Origin of the sequence: Thermococcus aggregans (assembly GCF_024022995.1) — an archaeon.
In the GTDB taxonomy this organism is placed as follows: Archaea; Methanobacteriota_B; Thermococci; order Thermococcales; family Thermococcaceae; genus Thermococcus_A; species Thermococcus_A aggregans.
In genome coordinates this window covers 1,855,192-1,868,949 of the sequence record NZ_CP099582.1, presented here as the reverse complement: position 1 = coordinate 1,868,949, position 13,758 = coordinate 1,855,192, and the positions used below count along the sequence as shown (strand labels likewise).

12 protein-coding genes and 2 pseudogenes are annotated in these 13,758 nt (G+C 41.8%); 9 read left to right on the top strand and 5 right to left on the bottom strand.

Annotated features, from left to right (window positions below; all coding sequences use genetic code 11):
* Window position 1 precedes the first annotated feature (1 nt).
* On the top strand, window positions 2-352 hold the full coding sequence (locus tag NF865_RS10265; RefSeq protein ID WP_253304600.1) for a DUF7132 family protein: 351 nt from the start codon (window positions 2-4) through the stop codon (window positions 350-352).
* Between the two features lie 44 nt (window positions 353-396).
* Here NF865_RS10265 and NF865_RS10260 read toward each other — a convergent pair whose 3' ends face one another.
* From NF865_RS10260 to NF865_RS10250, 3 genes are all read right to left on the bottom strand, one after another.
* The gene (locus tag NF865_RS10260) at window positions 397-1,095 is read right to left on the bottom strand and encodes a class I SAM-dependent methyltransferase (protein WP_253304599.1); all 699 of its coding nucleotides are present in this window, start codon (window positions 1,093-1,095) and stop codon (window positions 397-399) included.
* Between the two features lie 234 nt (window positions 1,096-1,329).
* Complete coding sequence (locus NF865_RS10255; protein ID WP_253305678.1) at window positions 1,330-2,091, bottom strand: tRNA (adenine-N1)-methyltransferase; 762 nt, start codon at window positions 2,089-2,091, stop codon at window positions 1,330-1,332.
* A gap of 13 nt (window positions 2,092-2,104) precedes the next feature.
* The gene (locus NF865_RS10250; RefSeq protein ID WP_253304598.1) at window positions 2,105-2,722 is read right to left on the bottom strand and encodes a DUF257 family protein; all 618 of its coding nucleotides are present in this window, start codon (window positions 2,720-2,722) and stop codon (window positions 2,105-2,107) included.
* A 55-nt stretch (window positions 2,723-2,777) separates the two neighbouring features.
* Here NF865_RS10250 and NF865_RS10245 point away from each other — a divergent pair, with 55 nt between their 5' ends.
* Complete coding sequence (locus NF865_RS10245; RefSeq protein WP_253304597.1) at window positions 2,778-3,086, top strand: signal recognition particle protein Srp19; 309 nt, start codon at window positions 2,778-2,780, stop codon at window positions 3,084-3,086.
* 2 nt (window positions 3,087-3,088) lie between these two features.
* Here the strand turns inward: NF865_RS10245 and NF865_RS10240 are convergent, their stop codons facing one another.
* On the bottom strand, window positions 3,089-3,328 hold the full coding sequence (locus NF865_RS10240) for an Lrp/AsnC family transcriptional regulator (RefSeq protein ID WP_253304596.1): 240 nt from the start codon (window positions 3,326-3,328) through the stop codon (window positions 3,089-3,091).
* A 242-nt stretch (window positions 3,329-3,570) separates the two neighbouring features.
* On the opposite strand from NF865_RS10240, the gene NF865_RS10235 reads away from it, so the two are divergent.
* The 5 genes from NF865_RS10235 to NF865_RS10215 all read left to right on the top strand — a co-directional run bounded on the left by NF865_RS10235 (window position 3,571) and on the right by NF865_RS10215 (window position 9,903).
* Window positions 3,571-5,688: an ABC transporter substrate-binding protein gene (locus NF865_RS10235; RefSeq protein WP_253304595.1), complete on the top strand. Its 2,118-nt coding sequence runs from the start codon at window positions 3,571-3,573 to the stop codon at window positions 5,686-5,688.
* Between the two features lie 93 nt (window positions 5,689-5,781).
* The gene (locus NF865_RS10230; protein WP_253304594.1) at window positions 5,782-6,783 is read left to right on the top strand and encodes an ABC transporter permease; all 1,002 of its coding nucleotides are present in this window, start codon (window positions 5,782-5,784) and stop codon (window positions 6,781-6,783) included.
* An 11-nt stretch (window positions 6,784-6,794) separates the two neighbouring features.
* Entirely contained in the window at window positions 6,795-7,949 is a 1,155-nt protein-coding gene (locus tag NF865_RS10225; RefSeq protein WP_253304593.1) for an ABC transporter permease, read from the top strand.
* Complete coding sequence (locus tag NF865_RS10220) at window positions 7,942-8,919, top strand: ABC transporter ATP-binding protein (protein ID WP_253304592.1); 978 nt, start codon at window positions 7,942-7,944, stop codon at window positions 8,917-8,919. Before NF865_RS10225 ends, NF865_RS10220 begins: the two co-directional genes overlap by 8 nt.
* 9 nt (window positions 8,920-8,928) lie before the next feature.
* Window positions 8,929-9,903 (top strand): ABC transporter ATP-binding protein, encoded by a 975-nt coding sequence (locus NF865_RS10215; RefSeq protein ID WP_253304591.1) that lies wholly within the window; start codon window positions 8,929-8,931, stop codon window positions 9,901-9,903.
* Here the strand turns inward: NF865_RS10215 and NF865_RS10210 are convergent.
* Window positions 9,870-10,457: a hypothetical protein gene (locus tag NF865_RS10210; protein ID WP_253304590.1), complete on the bottom strand. Its 588-nt coding sequence runs from the start codon at window positions 10,455-10,457 to the stop codon at window positions 9,870-9,872. The two genes, NF865_RS10215 and NF865_RS10210, sit on opposite strands and share 34 nt — an antisense overlap.
* 58 nt (window positions 10,458-10,515) lie before the next feature.
* Here NF865_RS10210 and NF865_RS10490 point away from each other — a divergent pair.
* Both NF865_RS10490 and NF865_RS10485 read left to right on the top strand, forming a co-directional pair.
* A pseudogene (locus tag NF865_RS10490) lies at window positions 10,516-11,505 on the top strand (DEAD/DEAH box helicase); the annotation flags it as partial.
* Between the two features lie 1,068 nt (window positions 11,506-12,573).
* Window positions 12,574-13,746 (top strand): annotated as a pseudogene (locus NF865_RS10485) (helix-hairpin-helix domain-containing protein); the annotation flags it as partial.
* Window positions 13,747-13,758: the final 12 nt, after the last annotated feature.

Genomic DNA, 13,758 nt, shown 5'->3' with positions numbered 1-13,758 from the left:
TATGAGAACAATAGAAGAAAAGCCGATCAAGTTAAAAGTTGTAAGAACTAGAAGAGGTGTTATTCTCCACATGATAGAAATCTCAAAGAACCACTTCTTCCTTGAACAGAACCCTCTTAAAGATTCAAAATATGGAGTGGCATACAGAAAAATAAAGAACAAGTTCCCGGAGTTTTACATGTTCTGGGAAATCAAGAACAACCAATACACTGGAAGGCTTCTTGTAGGGTCTTTCCTTGAGAAAGAGGAAATAGATGAGTTCATAACGCTGGTTGCCCAGACAGATGAGTTCAAGAAATTTGAGCACATATTAGAAGAAATCGAAGAGGAGGAAGAGGAAACTACTCCTTAGAGGGCTTTCTACCAACCACAATTACATAACCGGTATATGGGCTTTCAAATATCTTCATAGACTCCCAAGCGTTCTTCAGACCTTTTAGTCCTTCTTTTTTGAGTATCTTCAAGAATATTTTCAGCTCTCCCAAAAGTCCGACTTGTTTCCTCAATCTCTCTCATCCACTCAGGGATTAAGTGGGACTTATCAACCACAACGATGTCTACGAGACCAACTTTCTCAAAAAGCCTTTTCCATCCCTCAATGGTTTCAGGTTCTTCTCCTTCAATTTCCTTAAGTTTCAGCTTCAGCTCTTTAGGTGTGTTCTCTTTCCAGGCAACATCGTGTATGCCAACACGACCATTTGGCTTAACTACACGAACCATCTCCCTTAATGCAACCTCTTTATTGAGAAGGCAGAGGGTGCACTCAGAGATAACAACGTCAAAGGTATTATCTGGAAAAGGCAGTTTGTGGGCATCTGCGAGTATAAAAGTAGTTTTCCCTTCTAATCCTCTCTCTTTTGCTTTTTTCTTTGCTTTTTCTATCATTATTGGGGAGGCATCAACCCCTACAACCTCGCATCCAAAGGTTTCCGCCAAAAAGCAAGCGCTTTCTCCAGTACCACATGCCACATCAAGAACTTTGGACTTCTCGTTAACGCCACAGAGCTCCGCAAGCTCCTTGGTGATCTCCAGCCCACCGGGATGGATGATTTCGAGTCCTAAATCCTCTTCCTCCAAAATCTTTTCTAGGCTCATACCACATCAGAAACAATAGAACACAAAGGTTTATACGTTTAGCGGCTCAGGGTTTGACCATCATCACAGTTCAGATACCCTAGAGTTCTTCATCGCCTACTCAAACTTAGAAAACGCCCTTATAAACTTTATTTGCAAGAATGAAAAAATGAAATATCAAGCCAAGATTGTCGCAGCTTTTCCCTTATAACGTCTCACTCACGAAGCTCCTCCTTCTTCAAGGTGAGAGTCCCTTTATCTTTTCCTAACGAAGGTTATATAACCCGTGTGAGCCAGCATAGTCGTCCTTGGTCTTATGCACTCCTCCTTGACTTCTTGCTCCCTCACCAGACATTCAATCGTTTTTGGCCTCGTAAAGTGATCCCTGTATTCTCTTAACTTCTTATACAACCTGCCAACCTGGTTTATACAAGGCGTGTATGCAACAAAAAATCCTCCCGGCTTCAACGCCTTTATCGCATGCTCTACGACGTTTTCTGGCTGTGGGAGGTCTAGGATAATGTGATCCACGTTCTCTTCATCAATCCCCTCATAGATGTTTTTTAACTTTATCTCAACCCTATCTGCAAAGCCTGCCCACTCGATGTTTCTCCAGGCAAGCTTGGCAAAATCTTCTCTTATCTCGTAACCAATTATTTTTCCATTGGGACCAATGATGTTAGCCAAAAAAAGCGTTAATGCTCCACTCCCTACTCCTGCTTCAATTATAACGTCTCCGGGAGAGATTCCGGCAAATGCTACTATTTGAGCAGCGTCTTTTGGATGAATTATTTGTGGGCCCCTTTTCATCTTGTCAATATAATCCACTATTCTTGGTTTAAGAACCCTGAATTGATATCCTTTGTGAGATTCTATAGAGGTTCCAAACTCTTTACCCAAAAGCTCGTCTAGATTTATTTTGCCCAAATCAGTATGAAATTCTCCCTCTTTCACGGTTATAAGATATCTTTTTCCTCTGGGGTCAAGTAGCACGACTTTGTCTCCTTTTTTTATCATTTTAACCACCAGGCTACTCCTCTATCTCAAGCTTGTAATGATGCTCTTCTTTTTTTACTTTTATCACCTTGCTTGCAAGCTCCCTAAAGATAGCGATTTGCTGCTTGTTCATAATGTCACTGTTCACGAAATAAATAGAAGTCCAATCTTCAAATGGGAGCATGCTTCTTGTAAATAAAATTGCCCTAAGGGCCCTATCTCCCCCAAAGTAGACATACTGGGAGATGCCGAGGGTCATCAGATACTCAATCTTTGTTGAGGGAGAAGAGATTTTCGTCAGAGCATCATAGTAATTTTTCATAAATTCGGGAATGTCATACGTTGTTGGTATTTCTTCAACTATAGAAGCATAACTTGTCCTACCTGGTCCAATCCTTATTGCTTTTATCCTTTTTGTTAATTCCATTAAGAGCTTGTATTTTTCGGGAGGGCTTTTCCTTATATAGTCCCTAAACAACAGATCACCTACACCAAAAAAGTCATCTATTAAAATCTCATGACCGGAAAGTGATGGAACAAGCTCTCCCCAGACCAAATTTTCCAAGGGATATGTTGAGGGATACTCTACTATAACGAGATCGCCAGCTGAAACATGAGTTCTTAAAAACTGCGCAAGTGATGTCGTTTCCATGTTCTCACCAAAGAATTTTTAATGCCAAGGCTTTTAAACTTTTTAGGTGTTCAAAATGGGCAAGTTCGTAATATGGGCAAATGAGATAGATGCAAGGATTTCAAGGAAATACGGAAGGGAAGTTCCAAAGAACCTTGCGGTAGAAAATCCAAACATAGATGAAATAATAGACGCAGCCAGGAGTCTGGGTATTACCGTTGTGGAAGTCAATAAGGAAGCCCTCAATCCAAGACTTGCAGGATTAGAGGAGGAGTTGCGGGTTAGAGGTAGAATCATAGTCGAAAGCAAACATGGAAAATCAAAAACACTAAAACTAATAGCACAAAAGGTTAGAGAGTTTAGGAAAGCACACAGGAAGAAATGACTTTACTCTTCTGCTTCTACAACTATTGCAGTTGTTGTGTCAATTACACCATCTATGTTGTGTATGTCGTGTAGGATTTTTCTTGTGAGTTCTCCCAAGTCTGAGGCTTCAATTTCAACTATTGCATCATATGGGCCAGTTACAGCGTCGGCTTTTAAAACTCCCGGAATTGCTTTTATTTCTTCTATTACCTTCTCAACCTTTCCAATTTCGATTGTCAACAAAATGTATGCCCTAACCATTTACATCACCAGATTCTGTTGTCAGTCTTTTTAGAGATGTCCGATAATTTAAGGTTTTCGCATCTATGCCCAAGAGCTTTACGAAAATTATTTCGTTATTAACTGCAAAGACATTGACCAACAGAAAGGGACAACCAAGTTATATTTTGCTATTTTATGTACAAGCATATTCATGAACGCAGAAAAATTTATTAATAAGCCTTAGCAGAAGTATTAATGCTATACTTTGTGGGGGTGTATAAATGAAGAAGCAGTTAGCAACACTGTTAGTGATAGGCGTTTTAGTTTTTGCAGTAGTGGCAAGTGGTTGTATTGGAGGGGAAGAAACTACTACCCAAACAACAAGCTCTCCAACACAAACAACACCATCTAAAACCACTAGTTCTCCAACACAAACCCAGCATACAGGGCCAACTTATGAAGTAATTGAGACAGACAAAAGCGTTGTATTGGTTGGTCCAGAAGGAGCACAAATGCCGGCTTCCTTACCAAGTGGGAAGAAAATAATAAAAGTCACTTATGTGGTTGATGAAGCTAAGACTCTACCTATTGAAGAAATTCTAAAGATTGGAGAGGGCCTTATTAATCGTGCAATTTTTAGAAATACAACAGTAGACGCTCTTATTATTGCTGCAAGAAGAGAGACTAACCCTGAGATAAGAACCGAAATATTCAAGGCTCTCTATATTCTTGGAAATAGACTTATTCCTGAGATACCTATTGGACAACCTAAGCTAGTACGTGTATACTGGGAGTGGGTCAAGGGCAGGTACTATCACCCAACTCTTCGAAACGAGAGGTATGATCTCATATGGGAAGACCCCAACGCTCCAAGTGTCCCAATTGGAATCGGTGACTACAAGAACGACGCTCAAACCTATGTTATAGGTACCTTTGGATGGCCTAAAAGCTTTGACCCCGCTTGGACATATGAAACTTTTGGATGGGAAATCTTACATCAGATTGGCAATACTTTGGTTACTTACTGGAAGGAAGAAACCGAAAAAGTGACCCCCGACTTAGCTGTTGCTTGGGCTCACAACGAGGATGGTACTGAATGGTACTTCGTTATTAGAGGTGGAGTAGTTGCTTATGATCCGTGGAATGACAAGACATATCCGATTGATGCGACTGATGTGGCATTTAGCATCTGGCGTGTCCAAAGACTTGGCTATAGTGCCTCTTGGATGGTTAGTGACTTTATGGACGTTAGCAAGTCACAAGCCCTAACTGAGACAGAATTTGAGGAGGTTATTAAGAGCAAGAAACTTATCGCTGAATACAACGGAAAAACTGTCGAAGTTAAGTCCCTTCAAGACTTACTAAATGCATTTGGTTACAATGGAGAGACCGCTGGAGTTTACAAACTAGTACTTAAAGCACCATATGCGGCAATTCTCGGTATATTAGCAGATCCATTCCTCTCAGTAGTTCCAATGGAGTACCTTCTTGGTGACAAGTATGAAGAAGCATTGAAAGCCTCTAACAATGGAAAGAATCCTGATGCTTGGGAAGCATATGTAGAAGAAGGGGAACAAGACCCAACTCACCAACTCATGCATAAGAAGCCAGTTTTAACCGGGCCATTTTACGTTAAAGAGTACAAAGAAAACGCCTACATCGTGCTTGAACGCAATCCTTACTACTGGGACAAGAGCATAAAGCCTGGTCATGAGAGAGTTATTTACATTACAAACGATGACGCTGTGTCAAGACTTCAACTTTTCCAAACTGGAACTGTTGATCACGTTGAAATTCCACCTGAGAGAGTTAACGACGTTAAAGAGCTTGAATTCAAAGGCTTCAAATCAGTTGTTGACACTAGTATTCTAGACCCATCCATGCAATTCGTAATCCTCAACAATCACAAAGAACCATTTAACAATGTAAAGGTTAGACAAGCTTTGGCCTATGCCGTTCCATATGATCAAATCGCTCAAGTAGTTTACTCTGGATTACTCGAGAGGAACTGGGGCCACATACCAAAAGGATGGCCAGGATACACTGAATATGGGATTATCAAGTATGAGTATAACCCAGCTAAAACACAACAACTCTTGCAAGAGGCTGGGATCAACCCAAGCGACTATAAGATTGAAATTATCTATAACGCAGGGAATGCTGCTCGTGAGAAGATTGCAACCCTACTACAAAATGTATGGAGTCAACTTGGCTTCCAAGTTACAGTGGGAGCTTATGAGTGGCCAGTGTTCCTCAGCAAGGTCTACAAAGGAGAGTACGACGTTTGTGTACTTGGATGGGCCCCAGACTACCTTGATTCAGACAATTGGGTTGGACCAAGGCTTTACGGTAAAACAGAGTTCAGTAAGATTGAAGTTGAGGTAGTAGAGGGATCCTGAAGTCTATTTCTTTTTATTTTTTAACTCTTTATTTGTTGGTTAATCCTCGCAACCAGGAGCATACAAAGAAAAAATTATACTGGAGGGGGGAAAATGGCTGAACTCAAAAAATTCTTAATAAGGAGAGTCCTAACTTTTATCCCTACAATAGTTGGAATCACGTTGATAGTCTTTCTAATAGCATATGTAATCCCTGCTGACCCTGCAAAAGCATGGGCCGGGGGAGAAAAAATATCCCCCGAGGCAGTTGAGAAGATAAGAGAGAGATACCACCTAAACGATCCTTGGTACAAGCAGTATGTCTTTCTAGTTAAGGGAATAGCAACCAACACTCTCATAGACCCGAGAACATCAAATCCAGTGCTTGATGATATAAGAGACCGTTTCCCCGTGACTTTTCAATTAGCTATAATCGCGTTTGGGTTTAATCTTATTATTGGGATTCCATTAGGTTTACTCTCTGCTTTAAAGAGGAATAGTGTTGTAGACACAATTGTTAGAATTTTTGCATTAACTGGAGTTTCTACTCCAGTATTCTGGTTAGGATATCTTCTAATCTTTATATTCTTCGTGAAGTTTAGAATAACAAATCTTGCTGGAATACCCCCTACTCCAGCCACCCAAATAACTCATATTCCCATAATTGATGCTCTTTTGACGGGAGATTTTGTCCTATTTAAACAACACTTGGCAAGATTCTGGCTTCCTGGGTTTGTGCTCGGATTTAGAGGAGCTGGAGTTGTGGCAAGGTTTGTTAGAAACTCCTTCCTTGAAGCAATAAGCGGAGACTACATAGAATTCCTAAAAGCGAAGGGTATGCCCAAGCTCAGAATCTACAGGCATGCACTCAAAAATGCTTTAGTACCTATAGTCACTGTGGTTGGACTACAGTTTGGAGGCTTGCTTGGAGGGACCCCTATTACTGAGACAGTATTTGCGCTTCCTGGAATAGGAAGTTATGCTATTCAATCAATCAAAAATCTTGATTTTCCAGTTATAGTGGCAATAACGTTCATCTATGCTTTGATATACGTAACGGTGAACCTCGTGGTGGACATTCTATATGCCGTGATAGATCCAAGGGTTAGGTATTAGGGGGGAGAGAAATGCAAGAAGAATATAAAAAGAACATATTTGATAAAATTGCTGACAAGGTAGTCTATGGTATCGCTTCATTCATAACTCTATTCAAAAAAGACTGGAAAGTTAAGAACAAATCCAAAATGGAAGAATGGAGATTAATGCTTTACGCACTAAATAGATCCCCTCCAGCTTTAATTGGTATGTTCTTGGTTGTAGTTTATATTTTCCTCGGAATTTTTGGACCAAGACTTGCTACTTGGAGGTACAACTTTTTCCCATCCCTCTATACATCAAACTATAGTCAAGTAGTTCTAGCACCTCCCGGGAGTAAAGCATACCTAGAGTTTGCAAATACCACAATAACATACCCTCTCGGTGCTGATCACTTTGGAAGAGACTTGCTAAGCTTAATCTTAAGTGGTGCTAGAACATCCTTTGTTGTTTCAATAATAGTTATGGTTCTAGGTGTACCTCTTGGAATAATTCTAGGTTTACTTGCAGGATACAAGGGTGGGAAAATCGATGAATTACTAATGCGTATAACTGATATGTTCTTATCATTTCCCCCACTCATATTAGCCATCGCCCTATCCGCTGTGCTCCCCGAAAGGATACAAGAATTTATAGAAAGTTATGCACTCCTTCAGAAGTTTGCCCTCTGGATATTTGCCCTAGACACAAGAGAGGCTGGAAATTTAGGAAAGCTACTTTCTGTTATACTTGCAATAACAATAGTATGGTGGCCTGTCTATGCAAGAATCACAAGGGGTTCAACACTTACCGAGAAAGAAAAGCTGTATATCGAAGCTGCAAGGGCTATTGGCCTAAGTTCGTGGACAATAATGTTTAAGCACATCCTACCGAACATTATTGGGCCGATTCTGGTATACATAACACTCGATTTCGGTAGCGTAATTTTAATGGAGGCTGGACTAAGCTTCTTAGGATTGGGTGCAACACCACCGATTGCAGACTGGGGTAGAATAGTGTACGATGGAGCTCAATACTTCCCACAGGCTTGGTGGTTAGTGTTCTATCCAGGTTTGGTAGTCATGCTTGTAGTGTTAGGATGGAATCTGCTTGGAGATGGCCTTAGAGATGTCTTGGATCCAAAGATGAGAAGAAGCATAGAGTTCAAAGTTAAAAAGAGCAAGAAGGAGGGAGAAGAAAATGCCTGAACCAATACTACAAGTTAGGAACTTGAGTGTTCACTTTTACACCTATGCAGGAGTAGTAAAAGCAATTGAGAATGTGTCCTTCGATGTCTATAAAGGGGAGACCTTCGCCCTAGTAGGAGAAACAGGTTGCGGAAAGAGCGTAACATCGAGAGCCCTAACTCAGCTTATAGAAAGTCCAGGAAGAATAGTAAATGGAGAAGTTATTTACTACTCTGACAAAGGCCCTATTGATCTTCTAAAGCTCAGTGAAGAAGAGATTAGAGAAATAAGAGGAAGTGAGATAGCCTATATTTTCCAAGATCCACATGCTTCCCTTGATCCACTATATACTGTCGGCTATCAAATAGCAGAGGGTATGGAAGTTCATGAAAGGGTTAAAAACATAAAAGAGGGCATTAAAAAAGCCGTTGATATACTAAAATCCGTTCTAATCCCAGATCCAGAAAAAAGAGTTCACAACTATCCACACGAATTAAGCGGTGGAATGAAGCAAAGGGTTGTCATTGGTATTGGAATTGCAAACAACCCAAGGATTCTCATTGCCGATGAACCCACAACAGCCTTGGACGTTACGGTTCAAGCTCAGATATTGGACTTGATAAACAGTCTGAAAGAAAAGTATCGTGCAACAGTTATACTGATTACCCACAACCTAGGTGTGGTTGCTGAAACCGCCGATAGAGTAGCGGTGATGTACGCAGGAAAGATAGTCGAAATAGGGAGTGTAGAACAGATTTTCAAGAACCCACTTCACCCATACACTAAGGGACTATTGAAAGCCGTTCCAAACCCGATGACAAAAATTGAACGCCTAGAAGCAATTCCCGGTACAGTGCCCAACTTGATAACTCCTCCCGGAGGCTGTAGGTTCCACCCAAGATGCTCCTATGCAAAGGAAGTCTGCAAGAAAAAAGTTCCCGAATTAGTTGAAATAGAAGATGGACACTTTGTTGCATGTCATCTTTACTGAGGTGGGAACATGGAGAAAGTACTTGAAGTTAAACATCTGAAGAAATACTTCCCAGTTAAAGGATTATTTTTCACCAAAGGGTATGTCAAGGCAGTTGACGACATAAGCTTTGAAATTTACAAAGGGGAAACCTTCGGTCTGGTAGGAGAAAGCGGATGTGGAAAGACCACAACTGGAAGAACCATTCTTCGCCTTATAGAACCAACAAGCGGTGAAGTACTCTTCAAGGGAAAAAACGTAATGGAGCTCAAGGGAGACGAACTCAAGCAATTCCGCAGAGAGGCTCAAATAATGTTTCAAGACCCTTACTCTTCCCTGAACCCGAGACAAACTGTATTCGAAATCATAATGGAGCCTGTAAGATTCCATGGAATTCATGTGGACGACCCGGAAGAGTTTGTAATAAAGTTGCTTGAAAGCGTCGGACTAAATGAGATGCACCTTTACCGCTATCCGCATGAGTTTAGCGGCGGTCAAAGGCAAAGAATTGCATTGGCAAGATTGTTAGCTCTAAGGCCGGAGTTTATCGTGCTGGATGAGCCAACTTCAGCACTTGATGTATCAGTGCAGGCGAACATATTAAACACCCTAAAAGACCTCCAGCAAGAATTCGGCTTCACGTACCTCTTTATCTCCCACGATCTTGGAGTAGTTAAGTATATGAGCCACAGAATGGGAGTGATGTATCTTGGAAAGCTCGTTGAAATTGGCCCGGCTGACAAAATATTCGAGAATCCCTTACATCCATACAGCCAGTTTTTGCTTTCTGCAATTCCAGTCCCCGATCCTGAGCTGGCTAAGGAGCTAAAAGCAAAGAGGAAAAAGATTACTGGTGAACCTCCAAGCCCAATAAATCCACCCTCAGGATGCAGATTCCACCCAAGATGCCCATATGCAAAAGAGATTTGTAGCAAAGAAGAACCACCATTAGCGGAAGTAGAACAGGATCACTATGTAGCCTGCTGGCTGTATTCCAAAGCATAGAATGCTTGCCTAAAGCCGCCATCTCGCTTTAAAAGCTCTGTATATATGGGATCCTTTTTTCCTTTTTCGTTATGTATTTCATCACCTTTGAGCTCCATCGCATAGTACCTCCATTCTACTGGGTGTAATTTTAAGTCCCTAAGCTCAGCTGGACTCTTAACTCCTAAAACTTCCTGAAGAAGCGACAGTGCCAATAATGCCTCCCGATTTTCTTTTGCAAGCGTTTCATCCTTCTCTTTATGTCTATGAAATCCAGTGGGAATTCCGAGAATCCTAAGCACGTTCCACTTTCGCATATGTCTGAGCCTCTCATCGAGCGTTCTTCCCGAAAGTTCGTATATTTTTTCAAAAGTCCTCTTAAGGAATTCCTCAAGAGTTTCCTCGTTAATCAGCCTTGGAAGCGGATTTTCAGCTTCTTTTGGTAAAGTGCTGTCGAATTTCCTAATAAGAACGCTGACATGTTCTATTTTCTCAACTTTTCTGGAAAAATAGGCGTCTATCATAAAGCGCTTTCCTTTTACCTCGAAGACGAGATACGGCACTTCAATCCTCATGGAAACTGGTAGTTCAAAAAGCTATATAAACGCTTTTCTTTTACTTGGGGTGATAGGCATGAGGGTAGAGGAACTTAAATCACTGGGAGTCGATGAAAGGATCATAAAATTGATAAAAGAAAGAGGCATAGAGGAGCTTTATCCCCCTCAAGAAGAAGCATTGAGAACTAAAGTACTCAAAGGAGGAAATCTAATTCTTTCTATCCCAACCGCCTCTGGCAAAACCCTTGTTGCGGAAATAGTAATGGTAAACAAAATCCTTCAAGAGGGAGGAAAAGCAGTATATCTCGTCCCCTTAAAAGCGCTCGCTGAAGAGAAATACAAAGAATTCAAATTCTGGGAAAAGCTTGGAATTAGGGTAGGGATGACAACCGGAGATTACGACAGTGCAGATGAATGGCTTGGGAAATATGATATTATCATAGCAACGTCGGAAAAATTCGACTCCCTTCTCCGCCACAAATCCCCATGGATAAGGGATGTCAAGCTTATAGTTGCGGATGAAGTTCATCTTCTCGGGTCATACGATAGAGGGGCCACGTTGGAAATGATTCTTTCTCATATGATGAACAAGGCCCAAATTTTAGGATTAAGCGCAACCATTGGAAATGCTGAAGAGCTTGCGGAATGGTTAAATGCAGAGTTAGTGGTAAGTGAATGGCGCCCCGTAAAGCTGAAGAGAGGTGTCTTCTACCACGGACAGCTTTTCTGGGAAGATGGGAAAATTGAGAAATTCCCGAGCCAGTGGGATTCACTTATCATCGACGTTTTGAAGAAGGATAAGCAGGCTTTGGTTTTTGTTAACACCAGAAGGAGTGCCGAAAAGGAGGCTCTCCTATTAGGTGGGAAAGTTCGAAGATTTCTGAGCAAGCCCGAAGAAAGGAAGCTTAACCAACTGGCAGATGAACTTACCAATGATAGACTTAAAGAAGCCTTAAGAAAGGGAGTTGCATTTCATCATGCAGGCTTGAGCAGAGAGGAGCGGTCTATTGTGGAAGATGCCTTTAGAGAGGGGCTCATAAAGGTAATTACTGCCACCCCAACCCTCTGCATGCATCCTCACACATACGTGATAACCAAGAACGGTGCAAAGAAGGTTTCAGAGCTAAAGGAAGGGGATGAAGTTCTAACTCACACTGGAGCTTTTAAGAAGGTAATCCAACCGTTAAAGCGGTATCACAAAGGCAAACTCCTCGTGATAAAAGCTTGTGGAACCATCCCAGTAAAGGTAACTCCAGAGCACAGAATTTGGGTGATTAAGCAGATAAAACAAAAAGAAGGGGTTGTATTTGAAGGGCCAAGTTGGTTAACTGCTCAAGAGCTAAAAGAAAAGCTTGAGTCCGAAAAGGATCCGAAAGTTTCCTACGCCCTTCTTCAGCCGATTCCGGAAGCTTCTATCAAAGTTGACAAAATCCCGCTGGAGAACAACAATGATAACAAAGAAAACGCCTCCAAATGCCTTCCGCTTAACCTTGAAACCGCCCGCTTAATTGGTCTATGGACAGCGAAAGGCTTAGCATCAAAGAACGGGGTGGTAAAGTTCACGATAAAAGAGCAGAGGGATGAGATAGCAGACTTTTTGATGAAAGCCACAGCAAAATACTTTCCCCATGCAAAAACAGAGGTTGAAGGAGGAGAGATACACTTACGGGACAAGCATTTTGCAGAATGGCTACTGGAGAACATAGGTAACGAAGCACACCAAAGAAAAATCCCCAATGCTCTGCTGTTCAACGAGAATAGAGAGGTTAGATTGGGCTTATTATGGGGGCTTATTGATGGGAGTGAAGGAGTAAACATAAGAACAACGTCCCCAAGCATAGCCTACCAGATTCAGCTGTTAGTTGCTTCTCTTGGCTATGTGTCTTCTGTTGATGTAACTGGCAAAGCTGAAGAACCTGTTTATACAATCACACTCGCCGATAATGCCCTTCTTGAGGAGCTCGGTTTTAAAGCTCCGCCTAAGGACAATCGCGAGTATAATGAGAACCAGATTTGGGACAAATACCTCCTCCTAAAGGTTCATTCGATAGAGGAAGAAGACTACTCTGGAGAGGTTTACAACCTCGAAGTTGAAGAGGACGAGAGCTACAGCGTCGGCTTTGTGGTGCACAACTCTGCCGGCGTGAATTTGCCCGCGTATCGCGTCATAATTAGAGACACCAAGCGCTATTCAAACTTCGGATGGAGCGATATACCGGTTTTGGAAGTACAGCAAATGATGGGCAGAGCTGGAAGGCCTAAATACGACAAAGAAGGCCAGGCAATAATAGTGGCAAAAACTGAAAAACCGGAAGATTTAATGAAAAAATACATCTTCGGCAAGCCGGAGAAGCTCTTTTCAATGCTCTCCAATGAAGCCTCATTCAGAAGCCAGGTCCTTGCCCTAATAACCAACTTCGGGGTCAGAAACTTTAAAGAGCTCATAGAATTCCTGGAAAAGACGTTCTACTACCACCAGAGGAAGAACCTTGAAGCCCTTGAGGGAAAGGCCAAGGATATCGTTTACTTCCTGCTTGAAAATGAGTTTATTGACATTGATCTAAACGACCAGTTTGTGCCCCTACCATTTGGTATAAGGACTTCCCAGCTGTATCTTGACCCATTAACGGCTAAAAAGTTCAGAGACGCTTTTGGAAAGCTCGAAGAGAATCCAAATGCACTTGGAATTTTCCACCTCTTAGCCTCAACTCCAGACATGGCATCTTTAAGGATAAGGCGTAAAGAGCAGGAGGACATCCTTGACTACGCTTATGAGATGGAGGGTTATCTTTACCAGGATATCCCCTACTGGGAGGATTACAAATTTGAGAAGTTCCTTGGGGAGGTAAAGACGGCAAAAATGCTCTTGGATTGGATTAACGAGGTGCCGGAGACAAAAATCTTGGAAGTTTATGACATAGACGCCGGCGACCTCTACAGGATACTGGAGCTAGCGGATTGGCTCATGTATTCCCTAATTGAACTGTACAAGCTTTCGAATCCTAAGATGGAAGTCCTCGACTTCCTAAAGCGGCTCCACTTGAGGGTTAAATACGGTGTAAGGGAAGAGCTGCTTGAACTTACAAGCCTCCCCATGATAGGAAGGAAGAGAGCGAGAGCCCTTTACAATGCGGGCTTTAAGAGCGTAGAGGACATAATAAAGGCAAAGCCCAGTGAACTTCTGAGAGTAGAAGGCATTGGAGTCGGAATCCTTGAAAAGATTTATCAGCACTTCGGTGTAGAACTTCCTAACGTCAAAGAAAAGAAAAAAGCGAGAAAGGGAACATTAGACGAGTTTTTTAAATGAGCAACCTTTTTA

What these genes read in the sequence shown, in the direction of transcription:
- NF865_RS10265 (WP_253304600.1), top strand. Translation starts at nt 2, where the DNA reads ATGAGAACAATAGAAGAAAAGCCGATCAAGTTAAAAGTTGTAAGAACT.
- NF865_RS10260 (WP_253304599.1), bottom strand. Translation starts at nt 1,095, where the DNA reads ATGAGCCTAGAAAAGATTTTGGAGGAAGAGGATTTAGGACTCGAAATC.
- NF865_RS10255 (WP_253305678.1), bottom strand. Translation starts at nt 2,091, where the DNA reads ATGATAAAAAAAGGAGACAAAGTCGTGCTACTTGACCCCAGAGGAAAA.
- NF865_RS10250 (WP_253304598.1), bottom strand. Translation starts at nt 2,722, where the DNA reads ATGGAAACGACATCACTTGCGCAGTTTTTAAGAACTCATGTTTCAGCT.
- NF865_RS10245 (WP_253304597.1), top strand. Translation starts at nt 2,778, where the DNA reads ATGGGCAAGTTCGTAATATGGGCAAATGAGATAGATGCAAGGATTTCA.
- NF865_RS10240 (WP_253304596.1), bottom strand. Translation starts at nt 3,328, where the DNA reads ATGGTTAGGGCATACATTTTGTTGACAATCGAAATTGGAAAGGTTGAG.
- NF865_RS10235 (WP_253304595.1), top strand. Translation starts at nt 3,571, where the DNA reads ATGAAGAAGCAGTTAGCAACACTGTTAGTGATAGGCGTTTTAGTTTTT.
- NF865_RS10230 (WP_253304594.1), top strand. Translation starts at nt 5,782, where the DNA reads ATGGCTGAACTCAAAAAATTCTTAATAAGGAGAGTCCTAACTTTTATC.
- NF865_RS10225 (WP_253304593.1), top strand. Translation starts at nt 6,795, where the DNA reads ATGCAAGAAGAATATAAAAAGAACATATTTGATAAAATTGCTGACAAG.
- NF865_RS10220 (WP_253304592.1), top strand. Translation starts at nt 7,942, where the DNA reads ATGCCTGAACCAATACTACAAGTTAGGAACTTGAGTGTTCACTTTTAC.
- NF865_RS10215 (WP_253304591.1), top strand. Translation starts at nt 8,929, where the DNA reads ATGGAGAAAGTACTTGAAGTTAAACATCTGAAGAAATACTTCCCAGTT.
- NF865_RS10210 (WP_253304590.1), bottom strand. Translation starts at nt 10,457, where the DNA reads ATGAGGATTGAAGTGCCGTATCTCGTCTTCGAGGTAAAAGGAAAGCGC.